The 25,795-nt window shown below is 42.1% G+C and carries 29 protein-coding genes; 17 read left to right on the top strand and 12 right to left on the bottom strand.

Annotated features, from left to right (window positions below; genetic code table 11):
• Positions 1–25: 25 nt before the first annotated feature.
• Positions 26–1,369, top strand: coding sequence for a four-carbon acid sugar kinase family protein (locus MHI23_RS15390; RefSeq protein ID WP_024423432.1), 1,344 nt, complete (start codon positions 26–28; stop codon positions 1,367–1,369).
• A complete protein-coding gene (pdxA, locus tag MHI23_RS15385) occupies positions 1,345–2,370 on the top strand; it encodes a 4-hydroxythreonine-4-phosphate dehydrogenase PdxA (RefSeq protein WP_103131599.1) in 1,026 nt (341 codons plus the stop codon). Before MHI23_RS15390 ends, pdxA begins: the two co-directional genes overlap by 25 nt.
• A gap of 16 nt (positions 2,371–2,386) precedes the next feature.
• Here the strand turns inward: pdxA and MHI23_RS15380 are convergent, their stop codons facing one another.
• Positions 2,387–3,133: a 3-oxoacyl-ACP reductase family protein gene (locus MHI23_RS15380; RefSeq protein ID WP_342492067.1), complete on the bottom strand. Its 747-nt coding sequence runs from the start codon at positions 3,131–3,133 to the stop codon at positions 2,387–2,389.
• Positions 3,134–3,322: 189 nt separating this feature from the next.
• Between MHI23_RS15380 and MHI23_RS15375 the strand changes: the two genes are divergently transcribed.
• The 7 genes from MHI23_RS15375 to MHI23_RS15345 all read left to right on the top strand — a co-directional run bounded on the left by MHI23_RS15375 (position 3,323) and on the right by MHI23_RS15345 (position 8,593).
• Positions 3,323–3,892, top strand: a complete 570-nt coding sequence (locus MHI23_RS15375; RefSeq protein ID WP_268420654.1) for a cob(I)yrinic acid a,c-diamide adenosyltransferase — start codon at positions 3,323–3,325, stop codon at positions 3,890–3,892.
• A gap of 162 nt (positions 3,893–4,054) precedes the next feature.
• Positions 4,055–4,447, top strand: a complete 393-nt coding sequence (locus MHI23_RS15370) for a membrane protein (RefSeq protein ID WP_024426019.1) — start codon at positions 4,055–4,057, stop codon at positions 4,445–4,447.
• A 15-nt stretch (positions 4,448–4,462) separates the two neighbouring features.
• The gene (locus MHI23_RS15365; RefSeq protein WP_024423427.1) at positions 4,463–5,131 is read left to right on the top strand and encodes a PspA/IM30 family protein; all 669 of its coding nucleotides are present in this window, start codon (positions 4,463–4,465) and stop codon (positions 5,129–5,131) included.
• Positions 5,132–5,235: 104 nt separating this feature from the next.
• Positions 5,236–6,105, top strand: a complete 870-nt coding sequence (locus MHI23_RS15360) for a DUF4097 domain-containing protein (protein WP_024426018.1) — start codon at positions 5,236–5,238, stop codon at positions 6,103–6,105.
• A gap of 3 nt (positions 6,106–6,108) precedes the next feature.
• Positions 6,109–6,900 (top strand): cell wall-active antibiotics response protein LiaF, encoded by a 792-nt coding sequence (gene liaF, locus MHI23_RS15355; protein WP_208946375.1) that lies wholly within the window; start codon positions 6,109–6,111, stop codon positions 6,898–6,900.
• Positions 6,897–7,961 (top strand): two-component system sensor histidine kinase LiaS, encoded by a 1,065-nt coding sequence (gene liaS, locus MHI23_RS15350; protein WP_024426016.1) that lies wholly within the window; start codon positions 6,897–6,899, stop codon positions 7,959–7,961. Before liaF ends, liaS begins: the two co-directional genes overlap by 4 nt.
• Positions 7,958–8,593, top strand: coding sequence for a response regulator transcription factor (locus MHI23_RS15345; RefSeq protein ID WP_024426015.1), 636 nt, complete (start codon positions 7,958–7,960; stop codon positions 8,591–8,593). The genes liaS and MHI23_RS15345 overlap by 4 nt, the downstream gene beginning before the upstream one ends.
• Positions 8,594–8,635: 42 nt before the next feature.
• Here MHI23_RS15345 and MHI23_RS15340 read toward each other — a convergent pair whose 3' ends face one another.
• The 4 genes from MHI23_RS15340 to MHI23_RS15325 are packed head-to-tail and all read right to left on the bottom strand — an operon-like array spanning position 8,636 to position 12,665.
• Positions 8,636–9,004: a hypothetical protein gene (locus MHI23_RS15340; protein WP_024423422.1), complete on the bottom strand. Its 369-nt coding sequence runs from the start codon at positions 9,002–9,004 to the stop codon at positions 8,636–8,638.
• Positions 9,005–9,041: 37 nt separating this feature from the next.
• Positions 9,042–10,163 carry a Ger(x)C family spore germination protein gene (locus MHI23_RS15335; RefSeq protein ID WP_024426014.1) on the bottom strand — a complete coding sequence of 374 codons (1,122 nt, stop codon included), beginning with the start codon at positions 10,161–10,163 and terminating at the stop codon, positions 9,042–9,044.
• A complete protein-coding gene (locus tag MHI23_RS15330; protein ID WP_224426619.1) occupies positions 10,160–11,254 on the bottom strand; it encodes an endospore germination permease in 1,095 nt (364 codons plus the stop codon). The genes MHI23_RS15335 and MHI23_RS15330 overlap by 4 nt, the downstream gene beginning before the upstream one ends.
• Positions 11,241–12,665, bottom strand: coding sequence for a spore germination protein (locus MHI23_RS15325; RefSeq protein WP_342492066.1), 1,425 nt, complete (start codon positions 12,663–12,665; stop codon positions 11,241–11,243). The genes MHI23_RS15330 and MHI23_RS15325 overlap by 14 nt, the downstream gene beginning before the upstream one ends.
• Before the next feature lie 112 nt (positions 12,666–12,777).
• On the opposite strand from MHI23_RS15325, the gene MHI23_RS15320 reads away from it, so the two are divergent.
• A complete protein-coding gene (locus MHI23_RS15320) occupies positions 12,778–12,945 on the top strand; it encodes a YvzF family protein (protein ID WP_003213147.1) in 168 nt (55 codons plus the stop codon).
• Positions 12,946–13,034: 89 nt separating this feature from the next.
• Positions 13,035–14,429: a class II fumarate hydratase gene (gene fumC / locus MHI23_RS15315; protein WP_342492065.1), complete on the top strand. Its 1,395-nt coding sequence runs from the start codon at positions 13,035–13,037 to the stop codon at positions 14,427–14,429.
• Between the two features lie 47 nt (positions 14,430–14,476).
• Here fumC and MHI23_RS15310 read toward each other — a convergent pair whose 3' ends face one another.
• Positions 14,477–15,355, bottom strand: coding sequence for a TetR/AcrR family transcriptional regulator (locus MHI23_RS15310; RefSeq protein ID WP_024423417.1), 879 nt, complete (start codon positions 15,353–15,355; stop codon positions 14,477–14,479).
• Positions 15,356–15,547: 192 nt separating this feature from the next.
• On the opposite strand from MHI23_RS15310, the gene spxO reads away from it, so the two are divergent.
• A complete protein-coding gene (gene spxO, locus MHI23_RS15305; protein ID WP_003212782.1) occupies positions 15,548–15,712 on the top strand; it encodes an anti-adapter protein SpxO in 165 nt (54 codons plus the stop codon).
• 20 nt (positions 15,713–15,732) lie between these two features.
• Here spxO and MHI23_RS15300 read toward each other — a convergent pair whose 3' ends face one another.
• Positions 15,733–17,064, bottom strand: coding sequence for a HAMP domain-containing sensor histidine kinase (locus tag MHI23_RS15300; protein WP_024423416.1), 1,332 nt, complete (start codon positions 17,062–17,064; stop codon positions 15,733–15,735).
• Positions 17,061–17,738 carry a response regulator transcription factor gene (locus MHI23_RS15295; RefSeq protein WP_024423415.1) on the bottom strand — a complete coding sequence of 226 codons (678 nt, stop codon included), beginning with the start codon at positions 17,736–17,738 and terminating at the stop codon, positions 17,061–17,063. The genes MHI23_RS15300 and MHI23_RS15295 overlap by 4 nt, the downstream gene beginning before the upstream one ends.
• Before the next feature lie 326 nt (positions 17,739–18,064).
• Between MHI23_RS15295 and MHI23_RS15290 the strand changes: the two genes are divergently transcribed.
• The gene (locus MHI23_RS15290; RefSeq protein WP_024426010.1) at positions 18,065–19,465 is read left to right on the top strand and encodes a trypsin-like peptidase domain-containing protein; all 1,401 of its coding nucleotides are present in this window, start codon (positions 18,065–18,067) and stop codon (positions 19,463–19,465) included.
• A gap of 46 nt (positions 19,466–19,511) precedes the next feature.
• Here the strand turns inward: MHI23_RS15290 and MHI23_RS15285 are convergent, their stop codons facing one another.
• A complete protein-coding gene (locus MHI23_RS15285; RefSeq protein ID WP_080652907.1) occupies positions 19,512–20,351 on the bottom strand; it encodes an oxidoreductase in 840 nt (279 codons plus the stop codon).
• A 113-nt stretch (positions 20,352–20,464) separates the two neighbouring features.
• Here MHI23_RS15285 and MHI23_RS15280 point away from each other — a divergent pair, with 113 nt between their 5' ends.
• The 3 genes from MHI23_RS15280 to MHI23_RS15270 all read left to right on the top strand — a co-directional run bounded on the left by MHI23_RS15280 (position 20,465) and on the right by MHI23_RS15270 (position 22,211).
• Positions 20,465–20,911: a YusW family protein gene (locus MHI23_RS15280; RefSeq protein ID WP_025094132.1), complete on the top strand. Its 447-nt coding sequence runs from the start codon at positions 20,465–20,467 to the stop codon at positions 20,909–20,911.
• A gap of 146 nt (positions 20,912–21,057) precedes the next feature.
• Positions 21,058–21,888, top strand: coding sequence for an ABC transporter ATP-binding protein (locus tag MHI23_RS15275; protein ID WP_008347057.1), 831 nt, complete (start codon positions 21,058–21,060; stop codon positions 21,886–21,888).
• Between the two features lie 71 nt (positions 21,889–21,959).
• Positions 21,960–22,211: a YusU family protein gene (locus MHI23_RS15270; RefSeq protein WP_024423411.1), complete on the top strand. Its 252-nt coding sequence runs from the start codon at positions 21,960–21,962 to the stop codon at positions 22,209–22,211.
• Between the two features lie 215 nt (positions 22,212–22,426).
• Here the strand turns inward: MHI23_RS15270 and MHI23_RS15265 are convergent, their stop codons facing one another.
• The 3 genes from MHI23_RS15265 to MHI23_RS15255 are packed head-to-tail and all read right to left on the bottom strand — an operon-like array spanning position 22,427 to position 23,201.
• Positions 22,427–22,774, bottom strand: a complete 348-nt coding sequence (locus MHI23_RS15265; protein WP_024423410.1) for a spore coat protein — start codon at positions 22,772–22,774, stop codon at positions 22,427–22,429.
• A gap of 11 nt (positions 22,775–22,785) precedes the next feature.
• Positions 22,786–23,019 carry a hypothetical protein gene (locus tag MHI23_RS15260; RefSeq protein ID WP_224426662.1) on the bottom strand — a complete coding sequence of 78 codons (234 nt, stop codon included), beginning with the start codon at positions 23,017–23,019 and terminating at the stop codon, positions 22,786–22,788.
• Positions 23,020–23,063: 44 nt separating this feature from the next.
• Positions 23,064–23,201, bottom strand: a complete 138-nt coding sequence (locus MHI23_RS15255) for a YuzL family protein (protein ID WP_003212904.1) — start codon at positions 23,199–23,201, stop codon at positions 23,064–23,066.
• A gap of 199 nt (positions 23,202–23,400) precedes the next feature.
• Here MHI23_RS15255 and MHI23_RS15250 point away from each other — a divergent pair, with 199 nt between their 5' ends.
• Entirely contained in the window at positions 23,401–25,788 is a 2,388-nt protein-coding gene (locus MHI23_RS15250) for a 3-hydroxyacyl-CoA dehydrogenase NAD-binding domain-containing protein (RefSeq protein WP_342492064.1), read from the top strand.
• Positions 25,789–25,795: the final 7 nt, after the last annotated feature.

The following is a 25,795-nucleotide window of genomic DNA, read 5'->3' as shown; positions in this document are numbered from 1 at the left end:
TATGTAATGAGGCCGAGGTGTCTAAATGACAAACGATCTATTAAAAAAAGGAGCGAAATTAGAGCAAAAGGTAATCATTGTGGCGGATGATTTGACAGGTGCCAACGATACAGGTGTTCAATTTGTCAAAGCGGGCTTCACAGCCTCTGTCCTGTTTCAGCCGTCATTTGAAGGCATTGACAGGTATAAAGAGGATGTGCTGATTGTGGATACCGATTCACGAAGTATGTCTTCAGAGAACGCCTACCATGAGGTCAGCCAAATGGTGCAGCCATTTCTCCAAGATGAATCGCACCTTTTCTTAAAAAAAATAGATTCAACATTGAGAGGCAATATAGGAATTGAACTGCAAGCACTAATGGATATTGGCCCATTTGATGCGGCGGTTATCGCACCTGCCTACCCAGATGCACAAAGAGCAACCAATAATGGCATACATTATGTGGAAGGAGTGCCTGTTCATCTGTCAGAGGCAGCAAAGGATCCGAAAACACCAGTTTTGACATCCAGCATATCAGATTTAATTGAGGAGCAGACGAACGTCAGACCAAAAAACCTTTCTCAACAAACAATCGGCGAAGAGCTCAAAGGAATGAATGATGAGGTATCATCGTTATTGAAGCATGGTCACCAATGGTTTGTGTGTGATGCAGAAACAAGTGATGATTTAGGGCGGATTGTGGAAGTGTTTATGAAGATGGATAAAAGAATACTATGGGTCGGTTCAGCGGGACTAGCTGGTGCATTATCGGCATATGTCGCTAAACATAGAAATACTTCTCGCCTTAAAAAACAGAGACCTGTCCTCATCGTATCTGGAAGTGCCTCTCAAAAAACAAATGAGCAGTTTGCTTATTTAAGAGAAACTCACGATTGTTTTGAGATAAAAGTGAACCCGCTGAATGTATTAAACGGCCGTGAAGCATGGGAACGAAAATCAGTTCTCGATCAACTGCGTAAGCGTCAGAACGAAGATATTCTCCTTTACACAGATGCACGGCCAGAGATGGTTGAAAAGATGCTGGTTTACGGAGAAAAGAAAGGGCTGTCAAGACAAGAGGTTGGAAGTGCTTTGTCCGTCTTTCTTGGAATGATCACAAAAGACATTGTCACATTATCAGGAATGAGACGACTTTTCCTAACTGGCGGAGATACAGCGCGGGCGATTTGCCAAGAGCTTGGAGCAGGAGGTATTCGGCTGCTGAAAGAAATTGAACCTGGCATCCCGCTCGGTCAGCTTGTTGATACGAATTTATATGCGGTTACGAAAGCAGGAGCTTACGGTCAAAAAAATTCAGTACTCCACGCGGTAGAAGTGCTGAAAAAGATAGAGGGGGAAGTCGAATGTCAAAACCAATCATTGCTGTAACGATGGGAGATGCGGCTGGTGTTGGTCCTGAAATTATTTTAAAAGCTTTTCAGCAAACGCGTTTACATGAAGAAGCCATTCTATTTGTGATCGGAGATACCAGTATATTAAATAGGGCAAAAGACTTTGTGAATACAGATGTGGAGATTGTAAGTATCAAAGAACCAGAGGAAGCGGAGCAGGTGAAAGCCGGAGCAGTTCCGTGCTTAGACCTTAAGCTCTTAACGAACGAGATTCCAATTGGGGACATATCAAAAGAAGCAGGAAATGCTGCTTTCCGATATCTTGAAAAAGCCATTAGTCTTGCAAATGACCGTAGAATTGACGGCATTTGCACAGCGCCGCTAAACAAAGAAGCACTTCATAAGGCAGGTCATATGTATCCAGGACATACAGAAATTTTAGCTGACCTGACAGGTACAGAAGATTATGCGATGATGCTGGCTGCCCCTAACTTAAAGGTAGTTCATGTCACCACACATATTGGATTAATGGATGCCATTTTAAAGATTAATCCTGAGCGTGTATACACGACGATTAAGCTGGCACATGATACACTCGTCCGTTCTGGGATCTCTGCTCCTAAAATTGCTGTATGCGGGATTAACCCGCACGCTGGGGAGAATGGGTTGTTTGGGAACGGAGAAGAAGAGGAGAAGATCATCCCAGCGGTTGAACTAGCGCAGGAAGAAGGGATTCAAGTATTTGGGCCGCTGCCTGCTGATACCTTGTTCTTTAGGGCAGTAAGAGGTGACTTTGATATCGTTGTGGCGATGTATCATGATCAAGGGCACGGACCGATTAAGGTGCTTGGCTTAGAGTCGGGTGTAAACATTACAGTTGGGCTGCCGATTATCCGTACAAGTGTCGATCATGGGACAGCATTTGATATCGCAGGAACAGGAAAAGCTGATTCTGCAAGCATGGAAGAAGCTATTAGACAGGCCATCATGCTTTCTGGTACGAGAGAAAATCAATATGAAAAGAAAAAGAGCCTTTAAGAGAGGCTCTTTTTTTCTAGTTCATATACGTTCCGCCATTCATATTGATGGTTTCTCCTGTGATAAAATCCGACTGGTCAGAAGCTAAAAATGTCACAACATTTGCGACTTGTTCTGGTGTTCCAATCGTTTTCAAAGGAATTCTATCTAAAACCGAACGCCGGTATTCATCGCTCCACTGTTTGCTCATGTCTGTTTCAATTGGACCAGGGCAGACAGCATTCACATGAATGTGGTGCTCTGCTAATTCTTTGGCAAGATGCATGGTTAAATAATTGATGCCTGCCTTTGATGCACCGTATGCAGGTGATGCATTGTGATGAGGGGTTTTGCCAGTTGTAGAACTCATATTAATAATCTTTCCGCCTTGTTGTTTGATCATGTCAGGAATGACCGCTTGGCACATGAGGAACGTGCCGGTCAAATTAATATCAATCAATCGTTTCCACTCATCAAGGGATGTCTCGACTGTGGATTTTCGTAAATTGATCCCAGCATTGTTGACCAGCAGATCAATCTGTCCAAAATGTGTTTTCGCTTGTTCCACGAGTGAAGAGGCTGTCTCTGGTAAACTAGCATCACCAGCAACATAAACGGCTCGTTTCTCTTTTTTATTCAGTGAGGAGCAAACCTCTTGCAGCAGCATGTCGTTCGTTCCATTGAGAACGACGTGCACTCCTTCGCAGGCAAGTGCCTCCGCAATGGCGCGGCCAATTCCTCTGCTTGCACCTGTAATGATTGCTACTTTATTTTGTAAACTCACGTACATCCCACCCCATCTCTCATAATTAAAAAGCGCTTTCATTCATTATAAAACGGGATGTTTCATCATTCAACATATATAAGAGGGTTGGAGTGATTTTCAGTAAAAGTGTTTCATAATAAAACAAATACATCTTTTTAACTTCAGGTTATACTAGAAGGACAAAGCAGTAGAAAAGAGGGAAAACCGTTGAAACTTTATACGAAAACCGGGGATCAGGGCCAAACAGGCTTGATTGGAGGAAGAGCCGATAAAGATGATGTGAGAGTAGAGGCGTATGGTACGTTAGATGAGGCGAATAGCTTTATTGGACTCGCGCATGCAAAATTACGGCAGCATGGCGAATTGTTTCCGGACCTTTTGTCAGAGCTGATCGTTATACAGCATGAGCTGTTTGACTGCGGGGGTGATTTGGCAGCAGTCAAACCACGTAAAGCAGGCAAATTAACAGAAGCCTCTGTGACAGTCCTTGAGGAAAGAATGGATGTCTATGTAGAAGAAGCTGAGCCGCTTACTAAGTTTATTTTACCGGGTGGTCAGGAAGGCGCTGCTCTCTTACATGTAGCGCGGACAGTCGTCAGAAGAGCCGAGAGGCATATTGTGACGCTTGCAAAACAGGAGGAGATTCCAGCCGTTGCGCTCTCATACGTAAACCGTCTCTCCGATTATTTATTTGCAGCCGCTCGAATCGTGAATTATCGGCTTGGTGAAGCTGATGTTGAATATGAACGAAGTGCCGATGTGTTTCGTTCTAAATAAGGAAAGCACTCTTCATAGAAGAGTGCTTTTTTATTAGGTTCTGCCGCTTAGTCTGAGCATTGTTACGACTCTAGTCGCAATCAAAGATCAATCTGTGACACGTTTTGCCGGCTTTCTTTTTTGACTATAGTTAAAGCAAGGAGCAAGAAAGGAGGCATGAAGATGAAAATAACAAGTAAAACCATTATCGGTTCAATTTTATTGTTTGTCGGTTTATCCATCTTCTTTGGTGGTTCATTTGGTGGTCTGATCCCGGTTTTGATTGGTGCAGGGCTCATCTATGTAGGTGTTAAAAAATACGAAAAAGGCAGTAAAACCTTAGGTGTCATTCTAGCAGTCATTGGTGTATTGATCGTCGTGCAATTTCTGCCGTTTATACTCGGCATCGCATTTGCAGGGGTACTTCTTTATTTTGGCTGGTCGATGATCAATGGTGAATCTACCGAAAAATCATCAAGCAGAGCCTATATGGAGCCAAACACGGCACCTAATACGGAAGAACCGATTCATACGTCTTTTGATCAAGAGTGGGAAGACTTTTTAAAGAAAAAATAAAGGGAGGAATATCAAATGGTATTAAGAAGAGTAAGAGATATGTTTGTTGCAACTGTCAATGAAGGTTTAGATAAATTGGAGAATCCGCGTGTCATGCTGAATCAATACGTTCGTGATATGGAGGATGATGTTGCGAAAGCGAAACATGCCATCATCAAACAGCAAACGATTCAGCAAGGCTTCCTGCGAAAAGCAGAAGAGACGGAAGCATTTGCTGAAAAGCGAAAGAAACAGGCCGAGCTGGCATATCATGCGGGAGAAGAGGAGCTTGCACGAAAAGCGCTCACAGAAATGAAGTATTTTGAAGAAAAGCACAACGAATATCAGGAAGCCTACCAGCAATCTGTGAAACAATTGAAAGAGCTGAAAGAGCAATTGCAGCACTTAGAAACAAAGCTGCGTGATATAAAAGACAAGAAGCAGGCCCTGATTGCAAGAGCCAATGCCGCACAGGCAAAGCAGCATATGAATGATTCCATCAATAAAGTAGACAGTGAAAGTGCATATAAAGAGTTTCTTCGAATGGAGAACCGTATTGAAGAAATGGAAACAAAGGCAGGCAGCTATGCACAATTTGCAGATCAAGGGGCATATGCTCATTTAGACTACGCCGATGAGGTTGAAAAAGAATGGCAGAAGCTGAAACTTGAGAAAAAGCCTGAACAGCAGCAAGCAAACGTATAGAGGTCAAATCGGAAGAAAAGCAGGCTTTTTCTTCCGATATTTGATTTCTTTCTGTTTCGCTTTTCCTTATAATGAAAAGGTCAGAAGATAAAGGGATGGTATAAATGAAGCGATTAATCGGTCTAATTTGTATACTTGTAGGTATCTTTTTAATGATTGGCATGCTTTTCAAAAATGAAAATCTCTTTCATTTAAGTTTTTCCCGTGAAAAACCAGTGACAACAGCTTCAGCGAAAAAAGAGGAGATTGATCAATTAGATATTTCTCTTTCTGGGTTTCGCGTGAAGGTAAAACCTGAAAATCGTTCCGATATCTCGGTGACTGCTGTCAATGGAAAAGGGAAAATGTATGCGGAGCAAACAGGCGGTACGTTCAAAATTCGTGCTGAAAATAAAAGCTTCTTGTTTTTCACTCAATTTGAAAAAGGAGAGCTTTTAGTTAAAATTCCAACAGATTATCATAAAAATGTGAAGATTACAGGTGGAAGCGGCGTCAGTGAGATTGACGGAGAAGGAAAGCTGTCCCTTCAAGATGTGATACTTAAATCAACGAGCGGAAACCTCACAGCTGAGAATTTCTCAGCAAAAAATGTAGAAATCAAAGCAACCTCTGGCAGACTGGCAGTGTCGCACATTGATGCGAAGGATAGTGATATTGGGGCAACTTCAGGGCGTGCCGATATTAATGATGTCAAAGGCGAGCTGCAATTGGGCATGACAAGCGGCCGATTGACAGCAAGTTTTGATACAATTGAGTCACCTGTCTCCTTTCATATGACATCAGGGAGCGCGAAATTTAATTTGCCAGATGACGGAGATTTCAACGTTCAGGTGAAAAAAACAAGTGGAAGCGTCGATCACTCGTATGACTTTGATCAAGTAGATAATGAAGGTCGAGGCTTTACAGGTACGCGGGGAAAAGGGACACATTTAGTCGATATTGAAATGACAAGTGGTAACCTCAAGCTGCGGTAATGAATGAAAGAAAGGAAGGAGGCGAGTCAACTGCGTTTTACAAGGAATCAAATTTTAGGCATCATTGTTGTGATATTTGGTATTAATTTATTTCTCAAAATTATTGGGATCGGAGCAGATTTGTTTTGGCCTGTGTTTTTTGCGCTGGCGGGTTATTGGCTGCACTCACGATCCAAACGTTGGCTCGGTTCAGTTTCCTATATTTTTGCTGGCTTTCTCTTCTTAAAATTTCTGCTCAATATTACATTTAGTTTAACAGGTTACCTATTTGCGGCCTTTTTGATTTATGCCGGCTATCGCTTATTGAAAAATAAACCTGTTTTTGATGTCGATAAAAAGGAAACATCAGGAGACGGGAAGCCTTCACTGAAAGTCAATCTTGAAAAAAAGAGCGATCAGAAGAAAACAAAAAGCCAGACAAAGCCGCGCAAAGAGCATGACTTTTTTATTGGTGAAGTCAGGCTGATGAAAAAGCCGTTTCAATTAAGTGATTTGACGATTTCAGGTTTTATTGGCGATGTGAAAATCGATTTATCAAAAGCGATCATCGCAGAAGAAGAGAGTACGATCGTGATTAGCGGGCTGATCGGAGATGTGGATATTTACGTACCGCAGGATATTGAAGTATGTGTGAGTGCTTCCGCCGCGATTGGTGATATGAAAATCATAGATGAAAAAAGAAGCGGGTTTGGCAGTAAAGTGTACGTGATGACCAACGATTACGATGAGAGCAAACGAAAAGTGAAAATCTCCATCTCTCTGCTGATCGGAGATGTGGATGTGAGATACTTATGAGGAAATTGCATTTAGGTCTCCAGTGGCAATCTGTTCGTCTTGGCGTCGGTATCTCGCTCGGTGTTGTGACAATGACGACACTGCCGATGTTTTTTTATTATCAGCTTGATCCGATGATCCTGCTTTCTACCCGCTGGTTTGGCATACCGTTTTTTTGTATTTTACTCATCGTTAGTCTTGCGATTGGGATTTCTGCCGGGAGTGTATTTGGCTATCAGCATAAGAAACGCCTCGATCAGCTTGTTGAGTCGATTTTGAAATTTGAAAATGGAAACTTTGCATACAGACTGCCGTCTCTTGGCGACGATGAAATTGGCTTAGCTGCCGATCAATTAAATGAAATGGCGAAGCGGGTCGAAGGGCAAGTAGCCTCTTTGCAAAAGCTTTCAAATGAACGGGCTGAATGGCAGGTTCAAATGAAGAAATCGGTCGTCTCAGAAGAGCGGCAGCGGCTTGCACGAGAGCTCCATGATGCGGTCAGTCAGCAGTTATTTGCAATTTCAATGATGACTTCAGCTATTCTTGAAGGCATGAAGGAAAAGGACGAAAAGATATTAAAGCAAATGCAGCTTGTCGAACGAATGGCTGGCGATGCACAAAATGAGATGCGTGCTCTTCTGCTTCACCTAAGACCGATCACGCTAGAAGGAAAAGACCTGAAAAAAGGCTTAATTGAGCTGCTAAATGAATTCCAAGCAAAGCAGCCGATTGATATTGATTGGGAAATCGAAGATGATGTTCCGCTATCTAAAGGAGTAGAGGACCACCTCTTCCGAATTGTGCAAGAAGCCCTGTCTAATGTATTTAGGCATGCAAAGGCGACAAAGGTAACTGTGCGCCTGCTCATAAGAAACCGGCAAGTGCAGCTAAAGATTATTGATAATGGTATCGGCTTTCAAACAGATCATGTGAAGACAGCCTCCTACGGACTTGAATCGATTCGAGAGAGAACAAGTGAAGTAGGCGGTGTCGCAGAGATTATGTCATTTGAGGGAAAAGGCACACAAATTGATGTGAAGGTTCCCATTTTTGATGAAGGAAAAGGAGAGAACGTTCGATGATTCGAGTGCTTTTAATCGACGATCACGAAATGGTGAGAATGGGTCTTGCGGCCTTTTTAGAGGCGCAGGCTGATATTGAAGTCATTGGTGAAGCGTCAGATGGACAAAAAGGTGTAGAGCTAGCCGTTGAATTAAGGCCAGATGTCATTTTAATGGATCTTGTCATGGAAGGGATGGATGGCATCGAAGCAACGAAAAGAATTTGTCAGGAAATTGAAGATGCCAAAATCATCGTTCTGACGAGCTTTATTGACGATGATAAAGTCTATCCAGTGATTGAGGCGGGTGCTTTAAGCTATTTATTAAAAACATCCAAGGCAGGAGAAATTGCTGATGCCATCAGATCAGCAAGTATCGGTGAACCAAGACTTGAATCAAAAGTGGCTGGAAAGGTCATGAATAAACTCCGTCATTCATCAAATGGGTCCATCCTTCACGATTCATTAACAGCAAGAGAAATGGAGATCTTGAAGCTGATTGCGGATGGGAAATCGAATAAGGTCATTGCCGAGGAATTATTTATTACAATTAAAACGGTGAAGACCCATATTACCAACATTCTTTCCAAGCTTGATGTGGAAGATCGAACGCAAGCGGCTGTGTATGCGCACCGTCATAAGCTGATTCAATAAAAAAACAGCTTTCAGGTGAAAGCTGCTAGAACATGCGTAAAATTAGTCCTTCTGTCCTGTGATCGGACGTTCGGATAGTTGATGGAGCTCAGGAACTGGAAAAGCCTCCTGCTCCTTGGCCGATTTTTCTTCCAGGGTTTTCTTCATTTCGGATAAAAGCTTTACGCTCTCCGTTGCTGCTGCCGCTTTTTTTTCCTGCAAATCAATGATCTGTGAAAGTCCGACGAATAATCCGCCTCCCAACAGAAGGAGCGCAGGGGTTTGTCCATAATAAACCACGATCAAAAATGTGCTTGAAAAGCTGTCGGCTTCAATGAAGAAATCTTCTTTTGATTGCGTGAATACAACGATTAACAGAAGTATCCCTAGAATCAAAAATAGAATGCCGGCCGAAAGTAAAGCTCGTTTCATGATTGACACCCTTTTTTTCTTACCATTTTAACATACTCTATAAAGATTGTGTTGCGCCCTTAGTCCCGAAGTCACGGATTTTCACATTTGCCTTGTAACGAATGTCCGATTCACTAAAAATTTCATCCCAATGCTTCGCTTCTTTTCGAAAGTCCTTCGGATACGCAATACTCGCTTTTTGAGAAAACCCGCAAATATCTGCTTTGATCTCATGCTGTAATTCTCCAATGAAATCTTTTACGTTTTTCTCTATTCGACGCTCCACGACTCCTTCAATCTCTTGGAGATACTTTTCATTAAATGCATTTTCCCGCTCATTCCAATCCTCAGACAACCTTCCTTCAAGCGCCACTGACACATTAAATTGATATTTTCCGCTCGCTGTTTTATTCGTTTCAATGTTGTGTTTCAGTTTAAAAATCTCAAACGAATAGATGCTGTGATCATATTCAAATTCAATCACTCCGCCTTTTCCGTCCCCAGTCAACAGGTTGTATGACTGCACGGCTAACGGAGAGATGCTGGTGAGAAATCGTCTGTTCTTAATAATAGAGGCTCCGTCGAGTATTAATTTCCCTTGATCCACACCGACTTTCGGAACAGCAAAAGATACGTTGTTTTGCATAGCAGAAGAAATATCTCCTAATGAAACGGGCTTGAACATACGTATGGTCGATTTTGTATTCGCAGAAAGGTCATATAATGTAGAAGAAGCTGGTTGACCAGCGTCATTGATTTTCAGCAAATCGCCAGGCTTTTCTGAGGTCATAAAGACGAGGCTTCCTCTCCTCGTTTCATTGTCGCGAATGAATTGATTAATGACGAGGTCGAAATTATTCTCATTGATGAGTTCCTCAGAAAATAAATACACTCTCAGCTGCTGGGCGAAAATACGGTGACTTTTGAGCGTCGTTGTTCGGAATATTTGATGTACCGAATCACCACTAGTTTCTATAATCTTTGTTGGGTCTTTTACGCTGGATTCTTGTTCAATTTTTTGAGGAACAAGGACTTGCATTGATATTTTAAGCTTATGACCGTCATCTCCTTTATCTAAGCCATAACCAATCGCCATGTTGAGTTCCTCAATATTGGTACTATCCCAGCATCCACTTAATAGAAAAAGGGTCATTAATGCAAAAACCGCTTTCTTTTTCATGCCGCTTTCCGCCTCCTTTTAAAAAACACGATGATAAATAAGAGAAACGGGAGAATGCCGAATAAAAGGAAAAATAAATTGTTCACATAGGTTAAATAATCACGCACCGTATCAACATCCTTTGGGAAAATGGCGGCAAAGTAGATGACAATTCCCATCAATACGAGTACGACTTTTTTGGGTAATTTTGTTAGTTTGGATACCCCCATTGCAGCAAAAAACGTATATCCTACAAAGCTCGTATAAAGCTGAACAAGCCAAACGATAAGCAAAAAAGATTCAATCCGCTCAATAAAGATCCCCTGTATATCGAACGATTGAAATAAAGCAATCGTCGGCCAAGTCAACGTCGCAGTTTCTTTCACAGTGAACGCACCAACGACAAGAATATAGGTGAATATATAAATGATCGCAGGAATCAAAAAGCCGATTGCGCCATAAGCAAAGGTGTGTTTTTGCGTGTTCATATAGACAGGCATAAACAGCATCATTTCAATACCGACAAACGAAATGGCTGATGCATTAAAGGATTTGAAGACAGGTGAGAAGCCCTCGCCTAAAACAGGCCGGAGGTTATCTAACTTAAACTCTTGAACACTGAGTCCGTAAGCAATAAATAAGATAATCAGGGTGACAATGAGGAAAAAAGGGCACAGTCTGGCAAAATCACCAATCCCGCCGACGACAAGATAAAGACCGACCAAAATAAAGCTGATCATTGTCACCGCTACAGGAGTGTTTTGAAGCAAAAAGAACTTCACCATTTCCGACATAGCCCGCACTTCATAGCTGGCAACGCCGAGAAAATAAATAATAATGAGCAGGTTAGCAAGGGCACCGATCCACTTGCCAAGCCCCTCGTTCGTATAATCATAGTAAGAGGAGAAGGGGACTTTTTTCATCATAAGGACATTCGCAAAAATAAATACAATGTAAATGCCACTCATGAGTAAGAGCGCAATCCAGCCGTCAGGTGTAGCTGCAGCCTGAGCCATTGCTCTTGGCAGAATCATCATACTTGCACCTAATGTTGTATTGGCAATGATGGCACTTGCCTGATAGCTGGTGATCGACTCTTTATGATTGACCATATCGTTCTCCTTTCTTTTGATTTTTTAAAGGCAATCGAATGATGGAATTGTCTTCGTTTTTATAGCTGAACACAAAATCTGGTGAGAAATAAGGCGTCCCAAAACTTTTTTGCCGTGTTAAATGAGTAAGGAGAACGAGCATGAACAGCACAATCCCATATAAACCAAAGGTAGCTGCTGTAAACATGGACACAAACCGGAGCACGCGGAACGACATGCCCATCCCATATTGCGGGACAGTGAATGATGCGAGGGCAATCACACTGACGATAATCACCATGATCGAGCTCACAATATGAGCCTGAACGGCCGCCTGCCCGATGACAACTCCGCCTACAAGTCCAATCGTTTGCCCGAGCGGATTTGGCAGCCTTAAACCTGCTTCCCGCAGCAGCTCAATCGTTAACTCCATGATTAGTGCCTCCACAATAGGCGGAAAGGGGACATTTTCTCTAGTGCTTGAGATTGAAATAGCAAGAGTTGTTGGTAAAAGCCCTTGATGGAAGGACACAAGCGCAATATAAATGGCTGATAAAAATAATGTCAGAAAAATAGAGGTAAACCGCAGCATCCGAATGAGAGAGGCAGCGATCCACCTTTCATAATAATCATCGGGTGATTGCATAATCGTCGCGAGAGAAGCAGGTACAATTAACACAAAAGGTGAATGATCAACAAAAATGGCGACACGTCCATTATTTAAAGCAGATGCCACTTTATCCGGCCGTTCTGTGTTTTGGATTTGCGGGAAAGGCGAGTACACATTGTCCTCAATCAGTTCCTCAAGAACACCAGAATCTTGTATATCATCAATCGTGACCTGTTTGAGCCTTTTTTTCACTTCTTTTAAAACAGACGATTGAGCCATACCGTCAATGTACATGATGGTCACTTGGGTGTACTTTTTTTGACCAATTTTCATGTCGACGGTTTTAAGATCGGGGTTTTTCAAGCGCTGCCTCACAAGAGCTAAGTTCGTATCTAAATCTTCAATAAAGCCAATTTTCGGGCCTCTCACAATTGTTTCAGAGGTAGCATCACCTATACTGCGTTTCTTCGTTCCATGCGTTTCTAAAATATACGCATGCTGAAATCCGTTAATCAGTACCACACAATGCCCTTCAAAAATCGCATCGACCAATTCCTCGGAGGTCTTCACAGAACGGGTGGTCATCATCGATAAATTGGATTCCAGCTTCTCTTTTGTGAGAGACGTATGATCTTGGAGAAGCAGCTTTAAAAAGGTTTGAATCTCCATCGTTTCGTTCATTTCTTTTATGTATAAATAGTAAACCACCTGTCCGTGAGGCAGTGTTTTTTTCTCATGGACCAAATCGTCCATTTCTTTTAATTGTGGAAGGATGACGGAGAGATTATCGTATAAGTGCTCTTTTAATGGAGTTTGATTCATTTGGATCACCCGCCTCAAATCTTTTTCTTAGCATTACCTGCTTGAAAAAACAATATTCTGTGTTACATTATTTTGTGGTAAAAGAAAGAATGAGGGTTTTGGAGGAAACAAGATGGCACAGATTCGTTTAGCAGGAACAAAAGAGGAGATCGACCGTATTCTACAGTCGTTTGACAAGCATTATGAGGTGACCTATACATCAAAGGATTACGGAAAAACGAACCCAAAATACAAATATTCGAAGGATGTTCGCGTTTATATTGAACTAAAATTAAAATAAAGATAAAATTTTAATTGAAAACGCTTAAAGGATTTTCGTTTTTTGTATAGAATAGAGTTGAGTGATGAGAAGCTATGGAGGGATACATAATGACAGAATTTAGAATCGAAAAAGACACAATGGGCGAAATCAAAGTGCCGAAGGACAAGTTCTGGGGTGCACAAACACAACGAAGCAAAGAAAATTTCAAAATCGGTTCTGAGAAAATGCCAAAGGAAGTTGTGAATGCGTTTGCAATTTTGAAACGTAGTACAGCGATTGCGAACGAACGACTTGGCAACCTTGAAAGCGAAAAAGCAGAAGCAATTGCTGCTGTATGTGATGATATCATCAGCGGAAAGTATGACGAGCATTTCCCGCTTGTTGTTTGGCAGACAGGCAGTGGAACACAAAGTAACATGAACATGAACGAAGTCGTTGCAAACAGAGCAACTGCTTACTTGAAAGATAAAAATAGCGAGTTCAGCATTCACCCGAATGATGACGTTAACCGCAGCCAAAGCTCAAATGATACATTCCCAACGGCTATGCACGTGGCAGCTGTTTTAGCTGTGTACAAAAAATTGCTGCCTGCAATTGACCAGTTAAGAACAACTCTTGATGAGAAAGCAAAAGCGTATCAAGAGATTGTGAAAATCGGCCGTACGCACTTGCAGGATGCAACACCGCTGACAGTTGGTCAAGAGATTAGCGGCTGGGTATACATGCTGGATCGTTCAAAAGAAATGATTCTAGAATCAACTGAAAAAATGAGAGAATTAGCCATTGGCGGAACGGCTGTTGGTACAGGAATTAACGCACATCCTGAGTTCGGTCAATATGTTGCTGAGGAAATCAGCCAGCTGACAGGTCAAACTTTCAATTCTTCACCAAACAAATTCCATGCGCTGACAAGCCATGATGAAATTACGTATGCACACGGTGCCTTAAAAGCACTTGCAGCTGATTTAATGAAAATTGCCAATGATGTAAGATGGCTTGCAAGTGGTCCTCGCTGCGGAATTGGCGAATTGATCATTCCTGAAAATGAGCCGGGAAGCTCCATTATGCCAGGAAAAGTTAACCCAACCCAAAGTGAAGCTTTAACTATGATTGCAGCGCAAATCATGGGGAATGATGCCACAATCGGTTTTGCGGCAAGCCAAGGAAACTTTGAGCTGAACGTATTTAAGCCAGTCATCATTTATAACTTCCTGCAATCAGTTGAACTACTTGCTGACGGTATGAACTCATTCCATGACAAGTGTGCAGTTGGAATCGAACCAAACCTTGAAACGATTGAGGAAAACTTGAACAATTCATTGATGCTTGTGACGGCACTAAACCCGCACATCGGATATGAAAATGCAGCGAAAATTGCAAAGCTTGCGCACAAAGAAGGATTAACACTAAAAGAAGCAGCACTTCAATTAGAGCTGTTAACTGAAGAGCAATTCGAGCAATTTGTGAAACCAGAGGAAATGGTGACACCGAAAGCAAAATAAGAAACCAGGGGCGGCTGCCCCTGGTTTTTTTCATTGAAAATATGTGTTTACAAATGATCCTCTTTCAAAATGCGCAAAAGAGATTCGGAGTTGGTTTGAAGCGGTGCATATAATTTCAATTGGTACAGCATGCCTTTCACGATGACTTGTCTTGGTTTTTGTTTGTTTAATTCATTTTCCAGAATGCCAAGTGCTTCAAATAATTCAGGCTCGTCTTTCACTTCATAGTGTGCTTCAGCCATCTCTCTTAATTCCTGTAAAAGAGATTCTGTGAGCGGATCGAATGACCTTTCATAAATCGGACCAAACCAATCGCTCGCTTGATCTACAGAAATGAGAGGAAGATCATTTCGCTTCATCATACCGCCCATCAAATCATCGATACGGTGAATCATGGTTGTGGCAAGCTCTTCTGCTTCCAGCTGAAAATCATATAAAATCGCAAGCTCGAAATAAACGTGGCTCATGCCCTCAATCGTCAAACATAAATCAGCCATATAAGGAATGGCAGCGTCTCCATACACTTGTTTAATATTATCGATATGAAGCTGAATCGTCGCAAGCCTAATTTGTTTTGCGAGCTGCTGCGTTTCTTGAGTCATAGGAAGCGCTCGATCGCTCAGCTGCATTTTAATAAAATCCTTTTGCTGCAAAATATTATCGTAATAGACAGTGAGCTGTTTGCGGTAGGCTTCTTTTGGTGTGCCGCCCTCTGTTTGAACCTCATGAATCCGGGTAAATACCTTATCGTAATAGTAATGAAGGATCGAAATGAGCAATGCTTCCTTTGATTTAAAATAAAGATAAAAAGCACCCTTTGACATGTGGCATTCATCCGCAATTTCCTGAACAGACGTTGTGTTGTAGCCTTTGCTGGCAAATAATTTCATGCCAGCCTCAATGATCATTTTTTCTTTCTTTTTCAATATGAATGTCATCCTTTCTTACCAAGAGACAAATGTCTTAGGAAACGTGCGCAAAGAGATGTGACTTATTGGTCATAAACGACGAAAGTTTTCAAAAATTAATCAGATTGTAACTTGTTTTTTACAGTGTAATTCTTTATATTATAAAGTAAGGTGACCAACTGGTCAAAATATGTGAAAGGATGATGTTCCATGAGAGAAATCGATGATATGATTAGACGCTTGCGAACAAAAGGGATTCAAGTAGAAAAAGTCAAAATGCCGAAAGAGACAACCATTGAAAAGAAATGGATGTATCAAGCTGGCAAAAAGATCAAAGCCACATACCGTGATTTCAATGGGTATTCATTCATTTAAAAAAGACTGCGGTCAAAAACCTACAGTCTCTTCTTTGGAACCATGATTGTATAACGTACACCTAGATCATCATTTTCAATAGATATGGACGCTTGATGCATTGAAAGAATTCTTTTGACAATGCTTAATCCAATACCGAATTCGCCCTTTTTTCCCTTACTAAAAGGTTCGTATAGGTTGGACAGCATATGTTCTTCAATTGGAGGACCGTCATTACGAATGACAATGCGGATTTGATCCTCTTCTTGTTTCATCTGAATATCAATCTTACTTTTTGCGTAGCGAAGTTGATTTTCTAGTACATTCTCAAATAATTTGCTCCATTGTTCTGGATCGCCTTCAAGAGCAGCCTCATCATCTAAGTCCACGTTCCACTGCAATTCATTTTTCGACCAGCGTATTCGGTCGACCACTTCCAGCATCGTATTACTGAGTAGGAAGGAAGAATGTGCGGGATGTTGTTTAGATAAATAATCAAGCTTTGTTAAGTACAGCAGATCCTTGATTTTCTTCTCAAGCTTTTCCGCTTCACCTTCAATGACTTCCACCGTTTGTTCAAGATCTCCCTTAGGAAAAATACCATCTTTAATGGACTGCGTGTAGCCGCGGATGACCATGACAGGTGTTTTTAAGTCATGTGAAATATTCTGCAAAAGTGTCCGTTCTGTTTCATCTTTTTGAATGAGTTTTTGTCTCATTTCTTCAATGGTATGACCAAGTTTGCCAATTTCATCTTGCCGGTCAACGATGACAGGATCGTCCCAGTCCTCTTGGGCAATCCGTTTGACGTGCTTTTCAAACGCAACGATTGGTCGGGATAGATAGCGGGCAAGCCAAATCGATGGAATCCAGCTTAGTAAAATAACAGTGCCTAAGATAAAGATCAGCTGTTTAAACAGCGTAAAGGACAGGTCATCTCGATAAGAATCTGGTGCATAGGACAGAAGAATATATTGTGTATTGCCTGATGATACTTTTTTGATGACAAAAAAGATATGCTGGCCGTTCACCTCTTCAGAATACCGTTTCGTTGCGCTTTTTTGTTTTTTCACAAACGATTGGATTTTCTCAATAAAAGCATGCGGAAAAAACTGCGCCATTTGATCTAATTCATCTGACGGGATCAAAATGTGCTGCACGGAGCGGTTTTCCGGTGTCGACTTTGGCGAGCCGTCTCGGTTCAATGGATATTCTGTCAGCACTTGCTGTTCATTTTCGATATTTTTATAAATTTCATTTGTGAAGAAGTCACGTAATGTATTGGAAAATAGAATAATCAGGACAATGGAAATGGTGAGCAAAATGCCAGAGATCACAGCCCAAATTTGAAAAGCGAGCGGTTTGTTCTTCATCCTTTAAGCATCCTATAGCCAAATCCATAGATGGTCTCGACCTTTAAGTCGGGCATTTTTTTGCGCAGCCGTCTGACAAGGTCATCCACCACACGATCTGTCCCGAAGTAATCGTGTCCCCAAATCTTGACGAGGATATCTTCACGAGAAAAAGCATGTCCCTGGTGATGTGTAAATAAAAGCAGCAAGTCAAATTCCTTAGAAGTTAAGTTAATGAGCTGCCCCTCTTCATAGACCTCTCTTACATCCTCATGAATGACATAAGAAGAAACTGAAGTGACGCTTTGCTGCTGCGGGGTATCGCTGTTTTTATACACAAGCTCCAGCAGCTTTTGAACCCGAATGATCAGCTCACGAGGAAGAAACGGCTTTGCAATATAATCACTGCTTCCCAGCTCTAAACCGAGGACACGGTCGATATCTGCATCACGTGCTGAAATGAAAATGACCGGTACGTCAGGTGATGCGGCTTTAATTTCTTTTATGAGGGTATAGCCGTCTGTATCAGGCAGCATGATATCTAAAATCCATAGATGCGGCGGCTTGTTTATGGCCTCGCGTGCCGCTTCTCCGGTTAAAAAAGAGGAGACATTCCAATCTTCACTCTCTAAATATTTGGTTAACAGTTCATTTAAATTTTGTTCATCTTCAACTAAATAAATGGTGTACGACAAAGTCTTCCACATCCTCTCAACGTCATTATAACGGGATACGAAGGCGGCATGTCAACAATCACACGCTTTTTTCACAATTTCACATATTCTTCTCATCATTATCCCATAATGTTTGATTATGATAAGGTCAAGGGAAAAAAGGGCATAGACAAAAGGCGGATGAATAGGTGCTTTTCATCAATGTGCGCACCTTGCTTTTTTTCTATGAATAAGTATTATATAATTTGACATATTGCCATAAAGTATTTTTCAATGATCTTTCCATTAAGAGGACCTGAGTCCTATCTAGACATATGAATGAAACATGATGTAAAGGAGTGCAAGCGATGGATTTCCGAAGAGAAGATGAAGAGAATAAGATGAATCATCCAGAAAATCAAGACAATGAAATGAATCATCAAAAAGATACCCATCAAGAGAATGAGAAACAAATAGACGCACCAGAAAAAGAGAAGGATCTTGTTTTTCACCAGCATGAAAATGAAGCATCTGCCTCGCAGGAGAGTGTGACAAAGCATTCTCCTCAAATGGTGGATGACCGTGCGTCGAAAAAAGAGAAAAAGCGGAAGGCGGCATGGCTCAGCCCAATTCTTGGAGGAATTATTGGCGGGGGTCTTGTACTTGGCATTACACCGCTTTTGCCGCAGTCACAGGATACAGCTGCCAACACGCAAACGCAGACCGCATCAAGCGAGCCGGCAGCCTCAGATAATTTCTCGACAAAACAAATCACAAATGCCACAAATGTGGCTGATATGGTAGAAGATTTAGAGCCCACTATTGTTGGGGTCTCAAACTATCAATCTACACAAAACTCGTTTGGCTTGAGCGGTGATCAAACAGAAGCTGAAGCTGGAACAGGCTCTGGTGTCATCTTCAAAAAAGATGGAAAAAAAGCGTACATTATTACAAATAACCACGTTGTCGAAGGGGCCAATAAAATCAAGGTCACCCTTTATGATGGAAAAACAAAAGACGCAAAGCTTGTCGGCAGTGATGTCATGACCGACTTAGCCGTTGTTGAAATGAACGCAGACGGCATTGATAAAGTGGCGAGCTTTGGTGATTCTTCTAAGCTTCGTGCTGGAGATAAAGTCATTGCCATTGGGAATCCGCTCGGTGCACAGTTCTCAGGTACTGTGACAGAAGGAATCATTAGTGGTCTTGATCGTACTGTAGAAGCAAATACGTCATCTGGTACGGTGGAGATGAATGTACTGCAAACAGATGCAGCCATTAACCCAGGAAACAGCGGGGGGCCACTGATCAATACAGATGGTCAAGTCATTGGCATTAACAGCTTGAAAATCAGCGAAAGCGGTGTGGAATCACTCGGATTTGCGATCCCAAGTAACGATGTCAAACCGATTGTAGATGAGTTGTTGAAAAATGGAAAAGTCGAACGTCCATACCTTGGCGTACAAATGATTGACCTTGAGCAAGTGCCTGAGACGTATCAGGAAAATACGCTCGGCTTATTTGATAAACAAATCGGCAAAGGCATTTACGTAAAGGATGTTTCAAAAGGTTCACCTGCTCAAAAAGCAGGCCTGAAATCTGGAGATGTCATCATTAAGTTCAAAGGAAAAGACGTAGTGAACAGCTCTCAGCTGAAAGAAATTCTTTACAAAGAAACAAAAGTCGGCGATAAAACTACAATGACTGTCATCCGTGAAGGAAAGAATAAAAATCTAGATATTACCCTTGGACAGTCAGATAGCGAATAAATGAAAAAACAGGTGGATGTCAACATGTCCACCTGTTTTTTTGTGCTTATTTTTTTGAAAGTGTACGTAGTATGATCTGTTCCCACATGTTCCACGGCAGAAGCTGCTTTGCTGTGAATGAAAGTCGTACACCTTTTCCAACAAGATATCTCAGCCGTTTCAGCCGTCTCTTTTCTGCTAAACGTACAACAAGCTCTGCTACTTCACGAGGATCTCCATAGTTGGATTTCTGGGCATCAATATGGGCCATCATCTTTTGATAGAGTTTTGTGTATTTCGATCCTTCTGCTGGCTGAATCATTTGTTCGTTCATGGAAGTGTTCCAAATATTCGTCTGGAAAGAGCCCGGCTCGATCAAGGCCGCCTGTATACCGAACGAAGCCAGTTCAATCCGCAAGCTTTCTGTATAGCCTTCCAACGCAAACTTAGATGATACATATGGAGAAAGTGCAGGCATTCCCATTAATCCGCTGATACTGCTCATATTGAAAATCTTTGCACCACTCGTCATAAACGGCAGCACGGCTTGGGTCATTTCCATCACACCGAAGACATTCACTTCAAATTGCTGGCGGTATGTATCGACAGGAACCTCCTCCGCAAAACCAGCAAAGGCTGTTCCCGCATTGTTCACAAGCAGTGTAATGGGTGCATAAGCATGAAGCTTCTTCTGAAATGCTTGAATCGACTGCGTATCGGTCACATCTAACGCTTCAATATGTATCATGCCAGATAAAGAGGCTTCCTCGATTTCTTCAGCGAGCTTTTTTGCATTGGTTTCCTGTCTGACGCCGGCAATCACTGTATAGCCCCGCTTGGCGAGACACATCGTGATGAGCTTGCCAAAGCCGCTATTGGCACCAGTTACAATGGCTGTTCTTTTCATCATCCGGTCCTCCTTTTTGTTTCAATTTATCATAGTGGGCTGTTTTATTGAATAACAAAAAGGAGCCTGGAGAAGAATAAAAAGCGATGCTGTGAAATAGGAGGAAACACATGATGTGTTGGAAGAAGGCGGGACGAATAGGAGTGCTGCTCTTTATGCTGTCCGGCTGTCAATCAGTTGAACCGTTACAACAAACACATGAAGCAGAAGCAGAAAGTCTGTCAGCTGTTCAAATGAAGGAACTGCCATTTCAGCATGTGCATCTGCTTGTCCAATATGGACAGAAAAACGAATTATACGAAGCGACCTACCGTCAGGCAAGAGGCAAAGAGGAAGCAATCATTCGTGACCATATGAATGGAGCCCGCTATGAAGGAGAAGAAGCTTTGCGCGAGATGAAGATGAAGCTGAATGATATGTCGATTCCTAGTGCAAAGATCAATGAAGCGTATGTAAATGAACTATTAACTGCTTTTAATTTAGATGATGATTATCAGCGGATTCAGATCGATTTAAAGCTCGAGGATGGGACCAAACGTACATTCCAAAGGAAGAAATAAACGAGACTTTCTCATTTTTTAATTGAAAATGATTTTCAAGATCACTTAAATCTGATACACTAAATTGAGATAAGTGATCTTTTACGTCTGTACATAGACGATATTTCATATAAAAATTTGGATGAGAAAAGGAGCGTTTGAGCGGAATGAGTGCCATTTCTACTGAAGGTTTAAGCTTAGGCTACGGAGAAACAATGATCATCGATGAACTAAATGTATCAATCCCTAAGGGTGAAATCACAGTATTTATTGGCAGTAATGGATGTGGTAAATCCACGCTACTGCGCTCTTTGGCCCGTCTCATGAAGCCAATGGGTGGTTCTGTCCTGCTTGAAGGTCATTCCATTGCAAAATTACCAACAAAAGAAGTAGCGAAACAGCTCGCCATTCTTCCACAAGGACCAGAAGCGCCAGAAGGATTAACCGTGCATCAGTTAGTGAAGCAAGGCAGATATCCTTATCAAAATTGGCTGAAGCAGTGGTCGAAGCAAGATGAAGAAGCTGTGAACCGCGCATTGAAGTCAACAAAGATGGAAGATCTTGCTGATCGGACCGTTGATTCATTATCAGGTGGACAAAGGCAGCGTGCATGGATTGCGATGACGCTGGCCCAAGAGACCGATATTATTTTGTTAGATGAGCCGACGACATATTTAGACATGACGCATCAAATCGAAATTTTGGACCTTCTGTTTGATTTAAATGAGAAAGAGCAGCGCACGATTGTGATGGTTCTTCATGATCTCAATCTTGCATGCAGATATGCTCATCATCTTGTCGCGATTAAAGACAAGTCAATCTATGCAGAAGGCAGACCAGAAACAGTGATTAATTGTGATCTCGTGAAAAATGTCTTTGATATGAATTGCCAAGTGACAACAGATCCTTTATTTGGAACACCATTATGTATTCCGCACGGTAGAGGACGCTGTATTGTGCAGCAAGCGCAAGCTGAAACGTTTCTTGCTGCAAGATAATCGTATGTCAAAAGCCTGACATCTGTGTCTCACAGAGTCAGGCTTTTTTCTGAAAAAGGAGCGGAATATCAATGGGAAATGAATTAGATGAAAAGCTGGAAGGCTTGCTTGATAAATATACAGAGCTGCTGCTCGGTGAATCAACAGACGAGCTGAAACAAGATGTGAAACAATGGGTGATCTACTCCCATATCGCAAAAAGCATGCCGCCGCTAGCAAAGCATTTCAATGAAACGTATCCAGAAGCAAAAGAAGAAATCAAACACACGATTCAACGAATCAAACAGTTGAACGAAGCTCACCGTGCCAATAAAGACCGTTAAAAAACTGCCAGCAGCGTGTAGACAAACCCTCGCATTCTTTGTCAGTCCTGTGCGCTGGTGCTCACGAATGTTCAATTCGCTCCGCAAAAGTAGCCGTTCTTCCTAGACTGCAAAGGTTTTCTATCACGCTGAAAAGAAGACAAAGGGCTAAAATAAAAATCATTTTAGCCCTTTATCAACAATTGACTGCCAGCACTAGACTGGCAGTTTTTTTCTTATGACATTTGTGATGAACCGTACGGAGATTGATCTGTCAGTGTTTGCTGGAACTTCTGGTGTGCCTGCTGGAGCTTTTGCTGATCAGCGGCTTCAACAGAATACCAGCCATATCGGAACATGACATCATATAAATGTCTTTGTGTTTTCTGTGTTTCCAGTGCAATTCGCTGAATATCCTGATAAAGAGATTCATGACTGAATTCATTGAGCGCTGTATTGTATCCACTTGTCATATATTTTTCAGTCGACAAGAGATCTGTGACAAAATCACGATCGTTCATGTTGGTTGTTGTGGGAACCGGAGTTTGTGGATTCCCGATTTTTTGTTGGTTTTGCTGTTCCATGTTTTTTCCTCCTATTGCATAAAGCCAGTAGACTGGCCTTGCCCTGAGCTGCCTAAATGCTGAAGAATTTGTGTGTAATGCTGATGATGCATTTGCCCAACTTGATTTAATTCTTGTTTCAATGTTTGGTCCTGGCAATGCTCGGCCATAAAATGAGCCTTTTTCATGGCGATCAAGTTCCAGTTGAGCATATCCTCTAAGTACAAGGAATCCTTCACTGAAATGACTTCTGGGGGCATATTCATTTGCTGATTGTTCAACTTGTGTTCCTCCTTACGAATTTGTTTCCTTACTGATTCTTTTTATATTGCTGATTTTGACTGGTTTTTTTCCCGCCTAGGTCTGCTTCCTGTGATGGACCTGCGTTTCCTTTTACACTTGCAGCACTAACGCCTGCTTTCGATGGGTTTTTCTTCAAACGAGACATGTGGACATCACCTCCATTCTTACAATTCCCTCTCATCTTTAATTCATACGCCGCAAAATAAGGCACACGAGAATGTGTAAATTTTTGAAATCTGCTATTGAACTGTTTCGGAAAATCTTTTAAGATAAAGAAAGAGGCATTGCTTTTTTTTGGACAAAAAATGAATGACTGTTCATTCAAAATGTTTAGGGGGATATTTATGGGCAAACATATTCGCAAGGCGGCTGTCATTGGTTCAGGTGTCATGGGCTCAGGCATTGCTGCACATTTAGCCAATATTGGGATACCAGTTACACTGCTAGATATTGTGCCAAATGAACTGACAAAGGAAGAAACGGCGAAAAAGCGGACGCTTGATCACCCTAGTGTTCGGAATCGATTAAGTCAAGAAGCGATGAAAAAATTGTTAAAGCAAAAGCCAGCACCTCTTACTTCAGCAAAAAACCTATCATACATCACACCGGGAAATCTCACAGACCACCTTTCCTTATTACACGATGCTGACTGGATCATTGAAGTTGTCACTGAAAAGCTCAGCATCAAAAAGCACGTATTCTCTCTCATCGACGAACACCGCAAAGAAGGAAGCATCGTATCAAGCAATACATCCGGTATTTCAGTTGAAAAAATGGCAGAAGGCCGATCAGATGATTTTAAACGCCATTTTTTAGGCACACATTTTTTTAACCCAGCTCGTTATTTAAAGCTCTTAGAAATCATTCCTATTCAAGAAACCGATCCAGAAGTACTGTCATTTATGAAAACATTTGGCGAGGATGTACTCGGCAAAGGTGTGGTTGAAGCAAAGGACACACCGAACTTTATTGCAAACCGCATTGGCACTTATGGACTTCTTGTCACAGTGCGTGAAATGCTTGAGAACAAATACACCATCGGAGAAGTGGATTCTGTCACAGGACCTCTCATTGGAAGACCGAAAAGTGCGACCTTCCGTACACTGGATGTAGTGGGACTCGACACGTTTTCTCATGTGGCACGAAACGTATATGAACAGGTAGAAGGAAAGGAAAAAGAGATTTTTCAGCTGCCAGAGTTTATTGAAAGAATGCTCGAAAAAGGATGGATTGGCAGCAAGGCAGGCCAAGGTTTTTATCAAAAAAATGGGAAGGTCATTTTAGAGCTTGACCCAGTGACGCTCACATATGGAGAACGCACAAAGCTAAAAGATCCAGGCATTGAAATGGCGAAACAGCAAAAGGGTGCAAAAGCAAAGTTGAAAGCGCTTATTTATCAGGATGGCCGTGCAGGGCAACTACTTTGGAATATGACAGCGCCCGTACTTCTTTATTCAGCTCTTCTAAAAGGTGAAATTGCGGATGATATTCAGTCTATCGATAACGCCATGAAATGGGGATTCGGCTGGCAGCATGGCCCATTTGAGCTGTGGGATGCAATAGGTGTCAAAAAAGCTGCCGAACGCATGGAAGCAGAAGGCCACAGTATTCCAGCATGGGTGCAAGACCTGCTGTCAAAAGGACACGAGTCATTCTATCAAGAGAATGCTGATGGAGAGCGTGCGTTTTATCATAACGGGGCTTATGAACAGGAAAAAGGGAACGACAAACATATATCTTTAGCTAGATTGAAAAAGAAACACGACGTCATCTTCAAAAATTCTGGTGCGAGCCTGATCGATATTGGTGATGATGTCGCCTTGCTCGAATTTCATTCTAAAAGCAATGCCATTGGACTAGATGTCATTGATATGATCAATCGCGCTGTTGATGAGACGGAAAAGAATTATAAAGGGCTTGTCATCGGAAACCAAGGGAAGAACTTCTGTGTTGGCGCAAACCTTGCCCTGATTTTAATGGAAGCACAGGACGACAATTTCTTTGAAATTGACTTTGTGATCAGACGCTTCCAGCAGGCAATGATGAAGGTGAAATATAGCAATCGCCCAGTCGTAGCCGCCCCATTTGGGATGACATTAGGAGGCGGAACAGAAGTTTGTCTGCCGGCAGCAGCTATTCAGGCGTCCAGCGAAACTTACATGGGACTTGTGGAAGCGGGAGTTGGACTGATTCCAGGAGGCGGCGGAAACAAAGAGTTATATCTTCGTCACCTGCAAGGATCAGCGAAGCCGTCGCAGACGGCTATACAGGATGCCACGCTGAAAACATTTGAAACAATTGCAATGGCAAAAGTATCGACTTCAGCTGAGGATGCGCGGGATATGAACATGCTCCGCGTGAGTGACCGGATCAGTATGAACGGGGATCACCTGATCTATGATGCAAAACAACTGGTGCTCTCTCTTGATGAAGCCGGTTATCGTGCGCCGCTCAAGCAAAAGGTGCCGGTCATGGGAGAAACAGGCTATGCAGCGATGATTTTGGCTGCTGAAAATATGAGACTGTCAGGATACATTTCAGAGCATGACATGACCATTGTAAAAAAATTAGCTCATGTCATTTCCGGCGGGAAACTGCCATTTGGAACAGAGGTAGAGGAGCAATACTTATTAGAGCTTGAAAGAGAAGCCTTTTTAAGTCTTGTAGGAGAAGTGAAATCACAGGCACGTATGCAGCACATGCTCGTCAAAGGAAAACCTTTACGTAACTAAGGGGGAG

Source organism: Bacillus sp. FSL M7-0003 (assembly GCF_038628485.1).
Lineage (GTDB): Bacteria > Bacillota > Bacilli > Bacillales > Bacillaceae > Bacillus > Bacillus safensis.
Note: the sequence above shows the minus strand (reverse complement) of the source record. Positions and strands in the feature narration are given on the sequence as shown.